Genomic DNA, 16,513 nt, shown 5'->3' with positions numbered 1-16,513 from the left:
CAACCGGCCCAAGCGAACGGACATGATGAGCCAGACCTATTACCGCCCCATTCCCGCCGAACATGGCCGCTGGCAGCTTGCCGGCGGCTGGGTGCGTTTTTCGCAATTCGAAATCCTGCGCCGGGGCGAGGCCGCGCGCATTACTGACACTGCCTCCGACGAGGTCATGGACGCGCTGACCACGCCGCGCGCCCCGGTTCTGGGGCTGGCGATGGACCGGCCGCGGATCATGGGCATCGTCAATGCGACGCCCGACAGTTTCTCGGACGGTGGCAGCTATGATGGCGTGTCTCATGCCCGCGCGCTGTTGGCCGAAGGGGCCGAGATTCTGGATATCGGCGGGGAATCGACCCGTCCCGGTGCGCAGGACGTGCCCGTGCCGCAGGAAATCGACCGGGTCGTCCCGGTGATTGCGGCGATGCGGGGCTTGGCCGGGATCTCGGTCGATACGCGCAAAGCGCAGGTGGCGCAGGCCGCGATCAAGGCCGGGGCAGGGCTGGTCAATGACGTGTCGGGCTTTGATTTCGATCCCGACATGGCGCGGGTGGTGGCGGATTCGGGCCTGCCGGTCTGCCTGATGCATGCGCAGGGCATCCCATCGACGATGCAGGACAATCCAAGCTACGGCGACGTGCTGCTGGATGTCTATGACGCGCTGGCGCAGCGGATCGCACGCGCTGAAGCGGCGGGAATCCCCCGCGACCGGATCGTCGTCGATCCGGGCATTGGTTTTGGCAAGACCGAAGCGCATAATCTGGCCATCCTGCGGCGGATCTCGCTGTTTCACGGGCTGGGCTGCGCTGTGCTGCTGGGTGTCTCGCGCAAGCGTTTCATTGGCAGCGTGGCTGGGGTCGAGAGGGCGGTGGACCGGGCGGCCGGGTCGCTGGCGGTGACATTGGCCGGGGTCGCGCAGGGCATACAAATCCACCGCGTCCATGACGTGGAAACAACAAGGCAGGGTCTGGCCCTATGGCAGGCTGTGACCGGAGGGGACAAATGAGCAGGAAACTTTTCGGCACCGACGGTGTCCGGGGCCGGGCGAACAGCTACCCCATGACCGCCGAAATGGCGCTGCGTCTTGGCGCGGCTGCCGGTCGCTATTTCCGTCGCAAGGGCGAGGATCACCACCGCGTCGTCATCGGCAAGGATACCCGGCTGTCGGGCTATATGCTGGAAAACGCGCTGACCGCGGGTCTGACCTCGACGGGCATGAATGTGCTGCTGCTGGGGCCGGTGCCCACGCCGGCGGTGGGCTTCCTGACCCGCTCGATGCGGGCGGATGTCGGCATCATGATCTCGGCCAGCCATAACCCGGCGGCGGATAACGGCATCAAGTTCTTTGGCCCCGACGGGTTCAAGCTGTCCGATGAGGCCGAGGCCGAAATCGAGGCCATCGTCGCCGGTGACATCGCCCCGGCCCAGCCGCAGAATATCGGCCGTGCCAAGCGGATCGATGACGGGCGCGGACGCTATGTCGAATATGCCAAGACCACCTTCCCGGCCGGGCACCGGCTGGACGGGCTGAAGGTCGTGGTCGATTGCGCCAATGGCGCCGCCTATCGCGCCGCACCCGATGTGCTGTGGGAATTGGGGGCCGAGGTCATTCCGCTGGGCGTCACCCCGAACGGCCACAACATCAACGATGGCGTGGGGTCCACCCATCCCGAGGCCTGCGCCCGCGCGGTGCTGGAACATGGCGCGGATCTGGGCATCAGTCTGGACGGCGATGCCGACCGGGTGATGATCATCGACGAAAAGGGCCAGGTGGCCGATGGCGACCAGATCATGGCGCTGCTGGCCGGACGCTGGGCCGAACAGGGTCGGCTGCGTGGCGGCGCGCTGGTCGCGACGGTGATGTCGAACCTTGGTCTGGAACGTTTCCTGCAAGGGCGCGGCCTGCGGCTGGAACGCACTGCCGTCGGCGACCGCTATGTGGTCGAACGCATGCGGGCCGAGGGCTTCAATCTGGGTGGCGAGCAGTCGGGCCATATCGTGATGACCGATTACGCGACCACCGGCGACGGGCTGATCGCGGGCCTGCAATTCCTTGCCGCCCTGTCCGATAGCGGCCGCAAGGCGTCCGAGCTGGTCGCGCAATTCGACCCGGTCCCGCAGATGCTGAAGAATGTGCGCTATGCTGCCGGGGCCGATCCGCTGTCGACCGAAGCCGTCAAGGCCGAGATCGCCCGGGCCGAGGCACGGCTGAACGGCTCGGGTCGCGTGTTGATCCGCAAATCCGGCACCGAGCCGCTGATCCGCGTCATGGCCGAGGCCGAGGACGAAATCGCCCTGCGCGAGGTCGTCGAGGGCATCGTCGCGGCGGTCGAGAAGGCGGCCTAGGCCACCTTCGTCGGATCGTAGTCGTAAAGCCAGGCAAAGCGCCCGATCAACTGGCCGGGCGCGATGCTGGAAATCATCCGCAGCCCGGCATGGGCGACGGTGCGGGCCGGGCCGGTCAGGTGATAGTTGCGGGCATTGGCATTGGCCGCATCGACAATGCGCTGGCAACGTGGGCGGCGCAGGCTCTGGAACCGGGACAGCGAGGCAGTCAGATCCTTGCGGTTCAGGCAGGCCGCCAGCACCCAGGCATCCTCGATCGCCATGACCGCGCCCTGCGCCATGAAGGGCAGGGTCGGATGGGCGGCGTCGCCGATCAGCGCCACCGCCGGTTCGTGGCCGGCCGGGCGGAACCAATGCGTGGCGACAGGATGGCGGAACAGTCCCCACAGGCCGACTTCATCGATCTGCTCCAGCCAGCCGCCAACCGGGTCGCCAAAGCGGGCAAAGGCCGCGCGCAGATCCTGCGGATCTCCGGGCTGGGACCAGCCCTCGTCCTGCCAGTCGGGACGCTCCATCACCGCCACGATATTGCGCAATCCTCCGGCCAGCGGATAGCTGACCAGATGCCGCCCCGGTCCCATGAAGACCTGCGCGACAGGGGGGGCGTCTGGTTCCGAGGGGATCAGCGCCCGCCAAGCCGATTGACCGGTGAAAAAGGGCGACTCGAACCCGTTCAGCAGCGGGCGGATGCGGCTTTTCACGCCATCCGCGCCAATCACCAGATCGCAATCGGTGGGCAGGGTGCGAATGTCATGGCCCAACTCGATGCGGACCCCGGCCTCAAGGGCGGCGGTTTCCAGCATCTCGACGAGCCGGGCGCGGTGGACAAAGCGGAAGCGGTCATGCGGGCGGTGGCGCGCCAGATCCAGCGGCGCGACCAGCGCCCCGCCCGAGTCGCGCAACTCCACGCGGGTCGAGGGCAGGCTGATCGATTCGAACCGTGACCACAGGCCAAGCGCATCGATCACCCGCACGGCGTTCGGGGAAATCTGCAGGCCGGCACCGACCTCGCGGATCGCCCCTGCGCGTTCCAGAACGCGCACCGAGGCACCGCGATGCGCCAGCGCGCAGGCCGCCGTCAGGCCGGCGATTCCCGCGCCGACAATGGTCACCGACAGGTTCAGTGAACCGGGCATGGCAGTTTCCCCAGGCATAAAAAAACCGCCCTTCCGGCGGCGTCGGACACCGCCGGGACTCGGGGGTGCGGTTTCGTCAATCGTCGCGGTAGACGCGTTCCTTGCGTTCGTGCTTTTCCTGCGCTTCCAGCGTCATGGTCGCTGTAGGTCGGGCATCGAGTCGCTTCAGACTGATCGGCTCTCCGGTTTTTTCGCAGTAGCCGTAGTCGCCGGTCTCGATCCTGCGCAGGGCTGCATCGATCTTGTTGACGAGTTTGCGTTGACGATCGCGGGTCCGAAGTTCCAGTGAGCGGTCGGTCTCCTCCGAGGCGCGGTCCGCAAGATCGGGCACGTTGCGTGCGCTTTCCTGCAGTCCTTCGAGCGTTTCAGCCGATTGATCCAGAAGCTCTTGCTTCCAGGCGATCAACTTGCGGCGGAAATACTCAAGCTGCCGCTCATTCATGAAGGGTTCATCTTCGGCGGGGCGATAGTCTTCGGGCAGAAAGGTCTGGGCTTTCATAGGTCCTCCGGGAGCCGGGCGCCTGTATGCCAGCTCCTTGCGGCCCCCATAAAGTATGGTAGGGCCTTTGTCACTAGGCCTTTCCGGCAGGAATGCATGCTGCGGTTGCGAAGACACGCCCTGCCCCCTAGGCTTCTGGATGTTGCGCAAAGGACAGGCGGATGCGGTTTTCCTCGACAGAGTCATATGTAGCCCCCCCGGATCTGACGGTCGCGGTGAATGCGGCGATCACGCTGGAACGTCCGCTGCTGGTCAAGGGTGAACCGGGGACCGGCAAGACCGAACTGGCCCGGCAGGTGGCGCAAAGCCTTGGCCTGCCGATCCTCGAATGGAACGTCAAATCGACGACCCGCGCCCAGCAGGGGCTGTATGAATATGACGCGGTTTCGCGCCTGCGCGACAGCCAGCTGGGGGAGGCGCGGGTCCATGACATCGGCAACTACATCCGCAAGGGCAAGCTGTGGCAGGCCTTTGAGGCAGATGCCAAGATCGTGTTGCTGATCGATGAGATCGACAAGGCCGATATCGAGTTTCCGAACGACCTTTTGCAGGAACTCGACCGGATGGAGTTCCATGTCTACGAGACCGGTCAGACGATTCGCGCCCGCCACCGGCCTGTCGTCATCATCACCTCGAACAATGAAAAGGAACTGCCGGACGCCTTCCTGCGCCGCTGCTTCTTTCACTACATCCGCTTCCCCGATGCCGAGACGCTGAAGAAGATCGTCGATGTGCATTTCCCGAACCTGAAGCCGCGCCTGTTGGATGAGGCGCTGACCCAGTTTCTGGAACTGCGCGAGGTGCAGGGGCTGAAGAAGAAGCCCTCGACCAGCGAATTGCTGGACTGGCTGAAACTGATCCTGGCCGAGGATCTGTCGCCCGAGGACCTGAAGCGTCCGGCGGGCGAGATGCTGCCCAAGCTGCATGGCGCATTGCTGAAGAATGAACAGGATGTGGCCCTGTTCGAACGCCTGGCCTTTATGGCGAGGAGGCAGAGATGATCCGCAAACTGCGTCCCGAGGATCGCGCGGGCTGGCAGCAGCTGTATCAGGGCTATCAGGCCTTTTACGGCTTTCACGAACGTCCCGCCGAGTTCTACGACAAGGCCTTTGCCCGGTTGATGGCCGATGATGCGCGGGACTTTCATGGCTTTGTCGCGGACGTGGACGGCCAGCTTCTGGGCCTTGTCCATTACGTCTTTCACCCGAACCTGTGGCGGGACGAAGGTGTCTGCTATCTGCAGGATCTGTTCACCGCCCCCGAGGCACGGGGCAAGGGTGTTGCGCGGGGGCTGATCGAGCAGGTCTATGCCGCGGCCGATAAGGCGGGCGTTCCGGCGGTCTATTGGCTGACGGCCGAGGACAATTATGCGGGCCGGATGCTTTACGACCGGGTGGCGGTGAAGTCCCCCTTCATCCGCTACAACCGCAAGGTATGAACGGAAACAGGCGGCCCGATGGGCCGCCTGTTTCCGTTCCGGGGGAGTCCTTGTCAGCGCAGGCCGGTTTCTTCCAACAGACCCTTGCGCTTGGCCTCGAAGTAATAGCCGCGCGAATACCATTTCACTGCGGCGTCGTGATTGCCGCCGCCGACCAGATAGGCACCGCGCAGGTATTTGACGCCGTATTTCAGGTTGGTTTCGGCATCCAGCAGACCACCAGCCGGACCGCGATAGCCCATGCCGCGCGCGGTGGCGGGCAGGATCTGCATCAGCCCGTAATAGGGGCCGTTGCGGGCGCCGGGGCGGTGATGCGATTCGCGGATGATGATGCGATGGATCAGTTCCGGGGGAACCTGATACTCGGCCGAATATTTGTTGATCAGCCGGCGCAGCTCCGGCGTTTCATTGGCGTGCAGGCGGGTGGTTTCCGCCTGCGAGGCGCGGGGCGCGACCAGATAGCGGCGGTCAGGATCGACCGAATTGTCACCGCATGCGCTCAGCGCAAGAACGCCGCCCAGCATGACGAGACTGATCAGAGATTTCATGACTGCCCTCGGTTTTTGGTTGGGCAGAGTTAGACACGGGGTTCCCCTTCAGGGAAACAATAAGATAAGGGCCGCCCGGTCAGGGGCGGCCCATCGGCAGAATCTCGCCACCCGCAAGTGGCCGATCCGGTGATATTTCGCCGAAATCGCGAAATCAGGCGTGAATCGCGCCGCCGCCGCAGGCAAGCGCTGCCTCGCGCACCGCTTCCGAGCAGGTCGGGTGGGCATGGCAGGTCAGCGCGATATCCTGCGCCGAGGCACCGAATTCCATCGCCACGCAGACTTCGTGAATCATCTCGCCGGCATTCGGGCCGATGATGTGGCAGCCCAGAACCCGGTCGGTTTCCGCGTCCACGATCATCTTGACGAAGCCGTCCGCCTGGAACAGCGCCTTGGCACGGGCGTTGCCCATGAAGGGGAACTTGCCGGTCTTGACCTTGCGGCCCGATTCCTTGGCGGCTTCTTCGGTCAGGCCGACCGAAGCCACTTCCGGCGAGGTGTAGATCACCCCCGGAATGACCGAATAGTTCACATGACCATGCTTGCCCGCGACGACTTCGGCGACGGCCATGCCCTCATCCTCGGCCTTGTGGGCCAGCATCGGACCGGGAACCGCGTCGCCGATCGCATAGACGCCGGGGACGCTGGTCTGCCAGTGATCATCGACGGCAACGAAGCCGCGATCGGTCAGCGCCACGCCCAGCTTGTCCAGACCAAGGCCCGAGACATAGGGACGGCGGCCGGTGGCGACCAGAACAGTCTCGGCCTCGATCACATGCTCGCTGTCATCCTTGCGCAGCTTGTAGGTGACTTTCGCCGCGCCGTTATCGACGGTGGTGCCCGAAACGGCGGCGCCCATGACGAATTTCATGCCCTGCTTGGTCAGCAGCTTCTGGAACTGCTTCTGGACTTCGCCGTCCATGCCGGGGGTGATGACATCGAGGAATTCGACCACGGTCACTTCCGCGCCAAGACGCGCATAGACCGAGCCCAGTTCCAGACCGATGACGCCTGCGCCGATCACGACCATGGATTTCGGGATCTTGGGCAGAGCCAGCGTGCCGGTCGAATCGACCACGATGCCAGCCGCGTTGTCGACCTCGACACCCTTCAGGGTCGAGGGCTCGGAACCCGAGGCGATGACGATGTTCTTGGTTTCATACACGGTATCGCCGACCTTGACGCGGCCCGCGGCTTCGATCTCGGCCCAGCCCTTGATCCAGTCGATCTTGTTCTTCTTGAACAGGAACTCGATGCCCTTGGTGTTCCCGCCGACGGTCTCGGTCTTGTAGGACTGCATCTTGGCCCAGTCGACATCGACATGGGCGTTCATCAGGCCCATCTTGGCGAAGTTTTCATGGGTTTCATGCAGCATGTGGCTGGCGTGAAGCAGCGCCTTGGACGGGATACAGCCCACGTTCAGGCAGGTACCGCCAAGCGTTTCGCGGCCCTCGACGCAGGCGACCTTCAGGCCCAGCTGGGCAGCGCGGATGGCACAGACATAGCCGCCGGGGCCGGCACCGATCACGATCAGGTCATAGGTGGACATTCAGGACTCCTTGCATCATCGGCGCGACTGTCCGCGCCGGGTCGGTTCATGAGAATAGGGTGGTGACGATCATCACCAGGGTGGCCAGGAAGCCCATGGCCCAGATCAGCGATCGCCATGGCGACCAACCAAGGGCATAGGCGGGAATGTAAAGCACGCGCGCCAGCAGGTAGATCCATGCGCAAAGCGCCGTCAGCAGACTGTCGGTATCGGTCAGCGCCACCAGAAGGACGGCGATGGTGAACAGGATCAGCCCTTCGAAATGGTTGTCGACCGCGCGGCGCAGCCGTCCCGTCCGGGCCGAGAATTCGGGCTGCTGGTCACGGGGGCTGGTGTTCCACTCGACGCCGGCATCGCGGTTCATCGAGGCGCCAGCCAATCCGATCTGGACGGCCTGCAAAAGTGCGGCAAGGGCAAGGGCGGTGGTTTCAGCTGACATCAGGCGGTCTCGACAAAGTGGAACTCGGTGGCCGAAACCCCGGCCTGACTGTTGAAAACCCCGGCCGCGCCGTCCAGATAGGCCCGCGCCCGCAGGGCATCCCCAACCTGAAAAAGCGCCCAGGCTGCGGTATCGCTTTCACGCCAAAGCTGCAGCAGCGACAACCCGTTATTGCCACGATCCTCGGCATCCGCGTCGAAGGCGGTGCGGAAGCGGGCGTAATCGGCGACTTTGTAATGGGCGATCATCTGGGTCATGGCTTCACTCCTGCGTTGCGGTCGGAAGCCGCCTTTGGCGAAAACGGGCGGTCCGTCGCGGTTCAACGGACCAGACCGGAAAGAGTTGCGCAGCCCCGAAACCGGGACTGCGCGCCGTCATGTTCCGCAGGACCGGATCAGAGATCCATCAGCAGGCGGCGGGGATCTTCCAGCGCTTCCTTGATGCGCACGAGGAAGGTCACGGCGCCCTTGCCGTCAACGATGCGGTGATCATAGCTCAGCGCCAGATACATCATCGGGCGGATGACGATCTGACCGTCGACGACGACCGGGCGGTCCTGGATCTTGTGCATGCCCAGAATGCCCGATTGCGGCGGGTTCAGGATCGGCGAGGACATCAGCGAGCCGTAGACGCCACCATTCGAGATGGTGAAGGTGCCGCCTTGCATTTCCGCCATGGTCAGCTTGCCGTCACGGCCCTTGGCACCGAGTTCGGCAATTTCCTTCTCGATCTGGGCGAAGCTCTTCTGGTCGGCATCGCGCACGACCGGAACCACCAGACCGTTCGGGGTGCCGACAGCCACGCCCATATGGACGAAATGCTTGTAGACGACATCGCCGCCGTCGATCTCGGCGTTGACTTCCGGGACCTCTTTCAGCGCGTGAACGCAGGCCTTCACGAAGAAGGACATGAAGCCAAGCTTCACTTTGTGCTTCTTCTCGAACTGGTCCTTGTAGGTGTTGCGCAGGTTCATCACGCCCGACATGTCCACCTCATTATAGGTGGTCAGCATGGCGGCGGTGTTCTGCGCGTCCTTCAGGCGGCGGGCGATGGTGGCGCGCAGGCGGGTCATCTTGACGCGCTCTTCGCGGGCCGCATCCTGAGCCGAGGAAGGCGCGCGCGGCGCGGCAGCCGGGGCCGGGGCAGCCGAAGCGACCGGGGCAGCAGCGGCGCGGGCCACGTCTTCCTTCATCACGCGGCCATCGCGGCCGGTGCCGGTGACGGCGTCGCGCGACAGACCGGCTTCGGCCATGGCTTTCTTGGCCGAGGGGGCATCCTCGACATCGGCACCCGATTTAGCCGGAGCGGCTGCCGGGGCAGCGGCTTTCGGCGCATCAGCCTTGGCCGGGGCGGCACCGACAGCGCCTTCGGTGATCACGGCCAGCTTGGCCACCGCATCAACGGTCTCGCCTTCCGGGGCCAGGATCTCGGCCAGAACGCCTGCGACGGGCGAGGGGACCTCGACTGAAACCTTGTCGGTTTCCAGCTCGCACAGCATCTCGTCCTGCGCGACGGTATCGCCGACCTTCTTGAACCAGGTCGCCACGGTTGCTTCGGTGACGCTCTCGCCCAGCGTGGGCACCATGACGTCGACGGATTTTCCGCTCATGTTTTTCTGTCCTTCCTGGGGCTTGGTGCCCGTTTCTGCCTTGGGCAACATTTCCTCGGGGCCGGCGTTGCCGACCTCCATGATCTGGGCAAGCAGGGCGTTCGGCGTGACCGTCTCGCCTTCAGCGGCGATGATTTCGGCCAGCTTGCCTGCGACGGGCGACGGCACTTCGACCGTCACCTTGTCGGTTTCCAGCTCGCACAGCATTTCGTCCACGGCGACCGTGTCACCCGGTTTCTTGAACCAGGTGGCCACGGTTGCCTCGGAGACCGATTCCCCAAGAGTGGGGACGCGCAGTTCCACAGCCATCTTACGACCCGACGGTGATGGCTTCGTTCACCAGCGATTCCTGCTCGGCCTTGTGGCGCGAGGCAAGGCCCGTGGCGGGCGAGGCGGCTGCGGCGCGGCCGACATATCGCGGACGCGAATGCTTGGCACCGATGCGGTTCAGGACCCATTCGATGTTCGGCTCGACAAAGGTCCAGCCGCCCATGTTCTTGGGCTCTTCCTGGCACCAGACGATCTCGGCGTCCTTGAAGCGCTCCAGTTCCTTCGACATCGCCTGAGCCGGGAACGGATAGAACTGTTCCAGACGCATCAGGTAGACATCGTCGGCCCCGGCGGCATCGCGGGCGGCCAGCAGGTCGTAATAGACCTTGCCCGAGCAGATCACGACGCGCTTGATCTGCGCATCGGGCTTCAGCGTCAGCGCCGAACGGCCGCGTTCCGCATCGTCCCACAACACGCGGTGGAAGTTCGAGCCGGTCTGGAACTCCTCGGCCTTCGAGATCGCCAGCGGGTGACGCAGCAGCGATTTCGGGGTCATCAGAACCAGCGGCTTGCGGAACGGACGCTTCAGCTGACGACGCAGGATGTGGAAGTAGTTCGCCGGTGTCGTGCAGTTGGCGACGATCCAGTTGTCCTCGGCCGACATCTGCAGCCAGCGCTCAAGCCGGGCCGAGCTGTGCTCGGGGCCTTGGCCTTCGTAACCATGCGGCATCAGCATCACCAGACCCGACATGCGCAGCCATTTCTTTTCGCCCGAGTTGATGAACTGGTCGAACATGATCTGTGCGCCGTTGGCGAAGTCGCCGAACTGGGCTTCCCATAGGGTCAGGGTGTTCGGCTCGGCCAGCGAGTAGCCGTATTCGAAGCCCAGAACCGCGTATTCCGACAGCATCGAGTCGATGACCTCGTAGCGGGCCTGACCGCCACGGATGTGGTTCATCGGGTAGTAACGCTCTTCGGTGACCTGATCGACAATGCCCGAATGGCGCTGCGAGAAGGTGCCGCGGGTCGAGTCCTGACCAGCCAGACGGACCGGATGGCCCTCGACCAGCAGCGAGCTGAAGGCCAGCGCTTCACCGGTCGCCCAGTCGAAGCCCTCACCGGTCTCGAACATCTGCTTCTTGGTCTCCAGCAGACGGCCAACCGTCTTGTGCAGTTCGAAGCCTTCCGGGGCGCGGGTCAGCGCGGTGCCGATCTCGGCCATGGTTTCCGGCGCGATACCGGTGGCACCGGCATTGTATTCCGCACCCTCGATCTCAAGGCCCGACCACTTGCCGTCCAGCCAGTCGGCCTTGTTCGGCTTGAAGTTCTTGCCGACCTCGAACTCTTCGTTCAGGTGCGCCTGGAAGGCGGCCTTCATTTCCTCGATCTCGCCCTCGGGGACAAGGCCGTCGGCGACAAGGCGGTCGGTGTAAAGCTGCAGCGTGGTCTTGTGACCCTTGATGGTCTTGTACATCGCCGGGTTGGTGAACATCGGCTCGTCGCCTTCGTTGTGACCGAAGCGGCGGTAGCAGATGATGTCCAGAACCACGTCCTTGTGGAACTTCTGGCGGAACTCGGTCGCGACGCGCGCGGCATGGACCACGGCCTCGGGATCGTCACCGTTCACGTGGAAGATCGGTGCTTCGACCATCAGCGCGATATCGGTGCAATAGGGCGAGGTGCGCGAGAAATGCGGCGCGGTGGTGAAGCCGATCTGGTTGTTCACCACGATATGCATCGTGCCGCCGGTGCGGTGGCCGCGAATGCCCGAAAGCTGGAAGCATTCCGCGACGACGCCCTGACCGGCGAAGGCCGCGTCGCCATGCAGCAGGATCGGCAGCACGGCCTGACGATGCACCTGATCCGACAGCTGGTCCTGTTTCGCGCGGACCTTGCCCAGCACGACCGGGTTCACGGCCTCGAGGTGCGAGGGGTTCGCGGTCAGCGACAGGTGCACGGTATTGTCGTCGAAGGTGCGGTCCGACGAGGCACCGAGGTGGTATTTCACGTCGCCCGAGCCGTCCACGTCATCGGGCTTGTAGCTGCCGCCCTGGAATTCGTGGAAGATTGCGCGGTAGGGCTTGTTCATCACATTGGCCAGAACCGACAGGCGGCCACGGTGGGGCATGCCGATCACGACATCCTTCACGCCAAGCGCACCGCCGCGCTTGATGATCTGCTCCATCGCCGGGATCAGGGCTTCGCCACCGTCCAGACCGAAGCGCTTGGTGCCCATGTATTTGACATGCAGGAACTTTTCGAAGCCCTCGGCCTCGACCAGCTTGTTCAGGATGGCGCGGCGGCCTTCGCGGGTGAAGGCGATTTCCTTGCCGTAACCCTCGATCCGCTCTTTCAGCCAAGCAGCTTCCTCGGGGTTCGAGATATGCATGAACTGGATGGCGAAAGTGCCGCAATAGGTGCGCTTCATCAGATCGGTGATCTGGCGGATCGAGGCGATCTGCAGACCCAGCACGTTGTCGATGAAGATCGGGCGGTCCATGTCGGCGGCGGTGAAGCCGTAGGTTTCCGGATTCAGTTCGCCATGATCGGGAACTTCGCGCATCCCCAGCGGGTCAAGCTGCGCATGCAGGTGACCGCGGATGCGGAAGGCGCGGATCAGCATGATGGCGCGGATGCTGTCCAGAACGGCGCGCTTCAGCACGTCGTCCGACAGTTGCACGCCCTTTTCGCCGGCTTTCGCGGCGATCTTGTCCAGCGCGGCTTTCGCCTCGGCCTTGGGCAGCATCGGCCATTCGCCGGTCAGCGCCGAGGTCATCTCGTCGGTGGGGGCCGGCGGCCAGTCGGCGCGGCGCCAGCTGGCACCCTTGGCTTCGCGGGTGACGGTGGTTTCGTCATCGCCAAGGCTGCGGAAGAATTCGTCCCAGGCTGCGTCGACGGCAGCCGGGTTCTTGGCCCATTGGCCGTAGAGCTGCTCGACATAGACCGCGTTCTGGCCCTGAAGGAAGCTGGAATCGTGGAATGTTGCGTTGGGGGATTGATCGTTCATGTGGATTGCCTCCGGGGATTCTATCCGTTCACGCCTTGATCACGGGCGGTCGCGTGGTTCGGGCCGTGACCGGAAGTCGTCTCGGTCATCAGCTGCATCTGAAAATTCTCGTACCAGTCCTGCAGGCCGTCGCGTGACTGGCGCAGCAGGGCGGGGATCTTGCGTCCGGCCAGAAGCGCGCCGCGGACCTGCGGCATGCTCCAGCGCCGCCCAGCCAGATCCTTGGGGATCTCGGCCAGCAGCATGCGCAGGTACCACAGCGCGTAACGCGCAAGGTCGCGGCCCTGCCGGGTCGAATTGCGGCGGACAAAATAGCCGATATTGAGCAGCGCCAGCGCGGTGTTCACCCGGCGCTTGTCGCGGCCCGCCGCCGCTTCGAGGTGATGGATCGGGGCATCGGGCGCAAAGGCCAGCATGCCGTGGCGGCCAAAGCGATAGCTCGCGTCCAGATCCTCGGCGATGGCGCTGCCGACCAGCCCTTCGTCGAAAGGTTCGCGCAGAGCGATGCTGCGGCGCAGGGTCAGGGCAAAGCCGACGATGAAATCGACGCGGGCCAGCCCCTCGGACAGGCGAGCGTCGCCCTGCCAGCGCTGGTCAGGCCGGTCATAGGTGACGAAGCGCTGATCGGCGGGGATCATCAGCAGATGGCGCAGCGCGAAGTCGATCGCGCGCTGGACAGGAGCCGGGCGGCCCTTGACCAGATCGCCGGCGCGGTTGGTTTGCTTCAGCGCCTGCACATCAGCAGGCACGAATTCGGCGGGCGTGTTGCAAGCCGAGATGGCGACGACATGAGCATCCGCATCGGCGCGGTAATATTCGACGATACGGCGCGCGCAGGCCGGGTGCAGCATGGCGTCGTCGTCGATGAGGAACAGGATATCCGCCCCGGCCAGAGCAATCGCCTGGTTGCGCTGCACGGTCAGGGATTTGCGCCGCGCCGGTTCATAGCGCAGCGGGCAGCCGCCTGCCTCGGCGATGGCGGCTTCGATCATCGCGCGGTTGTCCTGCCAGCTCGTGCTGGCATCGACGATGACGATTTCCGCGGGGGGCAGGTCCGAGGCCAGCGCATGACGCACGCAGTCGCGCAGCATTGCCGCCCGGTTGTAGGTCGAGACGCAAAGCGCCCAGTTCCGGGCCGCCGACTGGTCTGGCTCCGGCGGCGGAGGAGGGGGTTGCATGCTCATGCCGCGCTCCGCTGGCCGGAGGCGTTGGCGCAGGTCATGCCCGGTCGCCGGCCGGAACCGGTCGGGGTGATGCGAGCTGTCTGGCAAGGACGAACGAGCAATCTGACACCTGCTGAAAGGGGTTCGACGCAGCCCCAAGGTAGGTAGGGGCTGCATCTAAGTCAAAAGTCTTACGAAGACGTTACCGGCCGATGGCCTTCAGAACGGCTTCGCCCAGACCGGCGGGGCTGTCGGCAACGATGATCCCGGCCGATTTCATGGCCTCGATCTTCGATTCCGCATCACCCTTACCACCGGCGACGATGGCGCCAGCATGGCCCATGCGACGGCCCTTCGGCGCGGTGCGGCCTGCGATGAAACCGGCGGTCGGTTTCCAGCGACCCTTGCGCTTCTGCTCGGCCAGGAACTCGGCGGCTTCTTCTTCGGCCGAACCACCGATCTCGCCGATCATGATGATCGACTCGGTTTCCGGGTCGTCGAGGAACATGCGCAGCACGTCGATATGCTCCATGCCCTTGATCGGGTCGCCGCCGATGCCGACAGCCGAGGACTGGCCGAGGCCGACATCCGAGGTCTGTTTCACGGCTTCATAGGTCAGCGTGCCCGAGCGCGAGACCACGCCCACCGAACCGCGGCGGAAGATGCTGCCCGGCATGATGCCGATCTTGCATTCGTCCGGGGTCATGATGCCGGGGCAGTTCGGGCCGATCAGCAGCGAGTTCGAACCCTGCAGGGCACGTTTCACACGCATCATGTCCAGAACCGGGATGCCCTCGGTGATGGCGACGATCAGCGGAACCTGCGCGTCGATGGCTTCCAGGATCGAGTCAGCCGCGAAGGGCGGCGGGACATAGATCGCGGTCGCATTCGCGCCGGTTTTCGCCACGGCCTCGTGGACCGAGTTGTAGACCGGCAGACCCAGATGCTCGGAGCCGCCTTTGCCGGGGGTGACGCCGCCGACCATCTTGGTGCCGTAAGCGATCGCCTGTTCGGTGTGGAAGGTCCCCTGCGAGCCGGTGATGCCCTGACAGATGACTTTGGTGTTTTTATCTACGAGAACGGCCATGGAAAATTACCCCTTCACCGCTTTGACAATTTTCTGAGCGGCGTCCGACAGGTCGTCGGCGGCGATCACGTTCAGGCCGGATTTCGAGATGATCTCTTTGCCCAGCTCGACGTTGGTGCCTTCAAGGCGGACGACCAGCGGAACCTGCAGGCCGACTTCCTTCACGGCGGCGATGATGCCTTCCGCGATGATGTCGCAGCGCATGATGCCGCCGAAGATGTTGACCAGAATGCCTTTGACGTTCGGGTCCGAGGTGATGATCTTGAACGCCTCGGTGACCTTTTCCTTGGTCGCGCCGCCGCCGACATCAAGGAAGTTGGCCGGCTCGGCGCCGAACAGCTTGATGATGTCCATGGTGGCCATGGCCAGACCGGCGCCGTTCACCATGCAGCCGATTTCACCGTCCAGCGCGATGTAGTTCAGGTCGAACTTCGAGGCGGCCAGTTCTTTCGGATCTTCTTCGGTCTCGTCGCGCAGCGCCATGACGTCGGGCTGGCGGTAGAGGGCGTTGTTGTCAAAGCCCATCTTCGCGTCGAGGCACTTGATGTTGCCTTCGGGCGTGACGATCAGCGGGTTGATCTCCAGCATCTCCATGTCTTTTTCGATGAACATGCGATACAGGTTTTTGACCAGCGCCACGCATTGCTTGACCTGACCACCGGTCAGACCCAGCGCGAAGGCAACGCGGCGGCCGTGGAAATCCGACAGACCCGAAGCCGGATCGACCGAGAAGCTCACGATCTTTTCCGGAGTGTGGGCAGCGACTTCCTCGATGTCCATGCCGCCTTCTGTCGAGGCGACGAACGACACGCGCGAAGTCTGACGGTCAACCAGCAGCGCCAGATACAGCTCGCGCTCGATGTCGCTGCCGTCTTCGATGTAGATGCGGTTGACTTGCTTGCCAGCGTCGCCCGTCTGGTGCGTGACCAGCGTGCGGCCCAGCATCTGGCGGGTCAGCTCTTCGGCCTCTTCAACCGACTTGGCCAGGCGGACACCGCCCTTTTCGCCAGCTTCGGCTTCCTTGAAGTGGCCCTTGCCGCGACCGCCGGCATGGATCTGGGCTTTGACGACCCAAAGCGGCCCGTCGAGCTCGCCAGCTGCCGTTTTGGCCTCGTCGGCCTTCATCACGATGCGGCCGTCGGAAACCGGCGCGCCGTAATGGCGCAGCAGCGCCTTGGCCTGGTATTCGTGGATGTTCATGCTACTTCCCCGCAATTATCGGTTGGCGGGCTTTTTGCACATTCGGATGGTGCTCTAAAGCGATTAGGGCCGTGCGGGCGGTAAAATCCGCTTGTTTCGGCGGTTTGTGATCACACTCATTCTGGCTGTGATCGCAAATATTTCCATTGTTAACGCAAGCATGTCCGACGCGTCGCGACTCTGTGCGAAAGGGACGAAAAAACCCCGCGGCAGGATGCCGCGGGGTTT

15 protein-coding genes are annotated in these 16,513 nt (G+C 64.0%); 4 read left to right on the top strand and 11 right to left on the bottom strand.

Features of this window, described 5'->3' with window-relative positions:
- The first annotated feature begins 25 nt into the window (after positions 1 to 25).
- Entirely contained in the window at positions 26 to 1,000 is a 975-nt protein-coding gene (gene folP / locus IB235_RS03940) for a dihydropteroate synthase (protein WP_192335674.1), read from the top strand.
- On the top strand, positions 997 to 2,340 hold the full coding sequence (gene glmM, locus IB235_RS03935; RefSeq protein ID WP_192335672.1) for a phosphoglucosamine mutase: 1,344 nt from the start codon (positions 997 to 999) through the stop codon (positions 2,338 to 2,340). The genes folP and glmM overlap by 4 nt, the downstream gene beginning before the upstream one ends.
- Here the strand turns inward: glmM and IB235_RS03930 are convergent.
- Entirely contained in the window at positions 2,337 to 3,476 is a 1,140-nt protein-coding gene (locus tag IB235_RS03930) for an FAD-dependent monooxygenase (protein WP_192335670.1), read from the bottom strand. The genes glmM and IB235_RS03930 overlap by 4 nt on opposite strands.
- Before the next feature lie 76 nt (positions 3,477 to 3,552).
- The gene (gene dksA / locus IB235_RS03925) at positions 3,553 to 3,975 is read right to left on the bottom strand and encodes an RNA polymerase-binding protein DksA (protein ID WP_155038287.1); all 423 of its coding nucleotides are present in this window, start codon (positions 3,973 to 3,975) and stop codon (positions 3,553 to 3,555) included.
- Between the two features lie 161 nt (positions 3,976 to 4,136).
- Between dksA and IB235_RS03920 the strand changes: the two genes are divergently transcribed.
- Positions 4,137 to 4,976: a MoxR family ATPase gene (locus IB235_RS03920; RefSeq protein ID WP_192335668.1), complete on the top strand. Its 840-nt coding sequence runs from the start codon at positions 4,137 to 4,139 to the stop codon at positions 4,974 to 4,976.
- Complete coding sequence (locus IB235_RS03915) at positions 4,973 to 5,413, top strand: GNAT family N-acetyltransferase (RefSeq protein WP_192335666.1); 441 nt, start codon at positions 4,973 to 4,975, stop codon at positions 5,411 to 5,413. Before IB235_RS03920 ends, IB235_RS03915 begins: the two co-directional genes overlap by 4 nt.
- A 53-nt stretch (positions 5,414 to 5,466) precedes the next feature.
- Here the strand turns inward: IB235_RS03915 and IB235_RS03910 are convergent, their stop codons facing one another.
- The 9 genes from IB235_RS03910 to sucC form a co-directional block, all read right to left on the bottom strand.
- A complete protein-coding gene (locus IB235_RS03910) occupies positions 5,467 to 5,961 on the bottom strand; it encodes a lytic transglycosylase domain-containing protein (RefSeq protein WP_192335664.1) in 495 nt (164 codons plus the stop codon).
- A gap of 154 nt (positions 5,962 to 6,115) precedes the next feature.
- Positions 6,116 to 7,510 carry a dihydrolipoyl dehydrogenase gene (gene lpdA, locus IB235_RS03905; RefSeq protein ID WP_192335662.1) on the bottom strand — a complete coding sequence of 465 codons (1,395 nt, stop codon included), beginning with the start codon at positions 7,508 to 7,510 and terminating at the stop codon, positions 6,116 to 6,118.
- A gap of 46 nt (positions 7,511 to 7,556) precedes the next feature.
- Positions 7,557 to 7,949, bottom strand: coding sequence for an MAPEG family protein (locus IB235_RS03900; RefSeq protein ID WP_192335661.1), 393 nt, complete (start codon positions 7,947 to 7,949; stop codon positions 7,557 to 7,559).
- Positions 7,949 to 8,206: a hypothetical protein gene (locus IB235_RS03895; RefSeq protein ID WP_192335659.1), complete on the bottom strand. Its 258-nt coding sequence runs from the start codon at positions 8,204 to 8,206 to the stop codon at positions 7,949 to 7,951. Before IB235_RS03895 ends, IB235_RS03900 begins: the two co-directional genes overlap by 1 nt.
- Positions 8,207 to 8,343: 137 nt before the next feature.
- The gene (odhB, locus tag IB235_RS03890; protein WP_155038280.1) at positions 8,344 to 9,867 is read right to left on the bottom strand and encodes a 2-oxoglutarate dehydrogenase complex dihydrolipoyllysine-residue succinyltransferase; all 1,524 of its coding nucleotides are present in this window, start codon (positions 9,865 to 9,867) and stop codon (positions 8,344 to 8,346) included.
- 1 nt (position 9,868) lies between these two features.
- Complete coding sequence (locus tag IB235_RS03885; protein ID WP_155038279.1) at positions 9,869 to 12,835, bottom strand: 2-oxoglutarate dehydrogenase E1 component; 2,967 nt, start codon at positions 12,833 to 12,835, stop codon at positions 9,869 to 9,871.
- Between the two features lie 20 nt (positions 12,836 to 12,855).
- On the bottom strand, positions 12,856 to 14,019 hold the full coding sequence (locus IB235_RS03880; RefSeq protein WP_192335657.1) for a glycosyltransferase family 2 protein: 1,164 nt from the start codon (positions 14,017 to 14,019) through the stop codon (positions 12,856 to 12,858).
- Between the two features lie 181 nt (positions 14,020 to 14,200).
- On the bottom strand, positions 14,201 to 15,085 hold the full coding sequence (gene sucD, locus IB235_RS03875) for a succinate--CoA ligase subunit alpha (RefSeq protein WP_192335655.1): 885 nt from the start codon (positions 15,083 to 15,085) through the stop codon (positions 14,201 to 14,203).
- A gap of 6 nt (positions 15,086 to 15,091) precedes the next feature.
- Entirely contained in the window at positions 15,092 to 16,285 is a 1,194-nt protein-coding gene (sucC, locus tag IB235_RS03870; protein ID WP_155038276.1) for an ADP-forming succinate--CoA ligase subunit beta, read from the bottom strand.
- Positions 16,286 to 16,513 lie beyond the last annotated feature (228 nt).

It is taken from the genome of Paracoccus sp. PAR01 (assembly GCF_014851995.1).
GTDB lineage: Bacteria > Pseudomonadota > Alphaproteobacteria > Rhodobacterales > Rhodobacteraceae > Paracoccus > Paracoccus litorisediminis.
This window is presented reverse-complemented; position numbering and strand designations above follow the sequence as displayed.

Coding starts and splice junctions, on each gene's coding strand:
- sucC (WP_155038276.1), bottom strand. CDS start 16,285: ATGAACATCCACGAATACCAGGCCAAGGCGCTGCTGCGCCATTACGGC.
- IB235_RS03910 (WP_192335664.1), bottom strand. CDS start 5,961: ATGAAATCTCTGATCAGTCTCGTCATGCTGGGCGGCGTTCTTGCGCTG.
- IB235_RS03885 (WP_155038279.1), bottom strand. CDS start 12,835: ATGAACGATCAATCCCCCAACGCAACATTCCACGATTCCAGCTTCCTT.
- IB235_RS03895 (WP_192335659.1), bottom strand. CDS start 8,206: ATGACCCAGATGATCGCCCATTACAAAGTCGCCGATTACGCCCGCTTC.
- glmM (WP_192335672.1), top strand. CDS start 997: ATGAGCAGGAAACTTTTCGGCACCGACGGTGTCCGGGGCCGGGCGAAC.
- odhB (WP_155038280.1), bottom strand. CDS start 9,867: ATGGCTGTGGAACTGCGCGTCCCCACTCTTGGGGAATCGGTCTCCGAG.
- IB235_RS03900 (WP_192335661.1), bottom strand. CDS start 7,949: ATGTCAGCTGAAACCACCGCCCTTGCCCTTGCCGCACTTTTGCAGGCC.
- IB235_RS03920 (WP_192335668.1), top strand. CDS start 4,137: ATGCGGTTTTCCTCGACAGAGTCATATGTAGCCCCCCCGGATCTGACG.
- IB235_RS03880 (WP_192335657.1), bottom strand. CDS start 14,019: ATGAGCATGCAACCCCCTCCTCCGCCGCCGGAGCCAGACCAGTCGGCG.
- folP (WP_192335674.1), top strand. CDS start 26: ATGAGCCAGACCTATTACCGCCCCATTCCCGCCGAACATGGCCGCTGG.
- dksA (WP_155038287.1), bottom strand. CDS start 3,975: ATGAAAGCCCAGACCTTTCTGCCCGAAGACTATCGCCCCGCCGAAGAT.
- IB235_RS03930 (WP_192335670.1), bottom strand. CDS start 3,476: ATGCCCGGTTCACTGAACCTGTCGGTGACCATTGTCGGCGCGGGAATC.
- lpdA (WP_192335662.1), bottom strand. CDS start 7,510: ATGTCCACCTATGACCTGATCGTGATCGGTGCCGGCCCCGGCGGCTAT.
- sucD (WP_192335655.1), bottom strand. CDS start 15,085: ATGGCCGTTCTCGTAGATAAAAACACCAAAGTCATCTGTCAGGGCATC.
- IB235_RS03915 (WP_192335666.1), top strand. CDS start 4,973: ATGATCCGCAAACTGCGTCCCGAGGATCGCGCGGGCTGGCAGCAGCTG.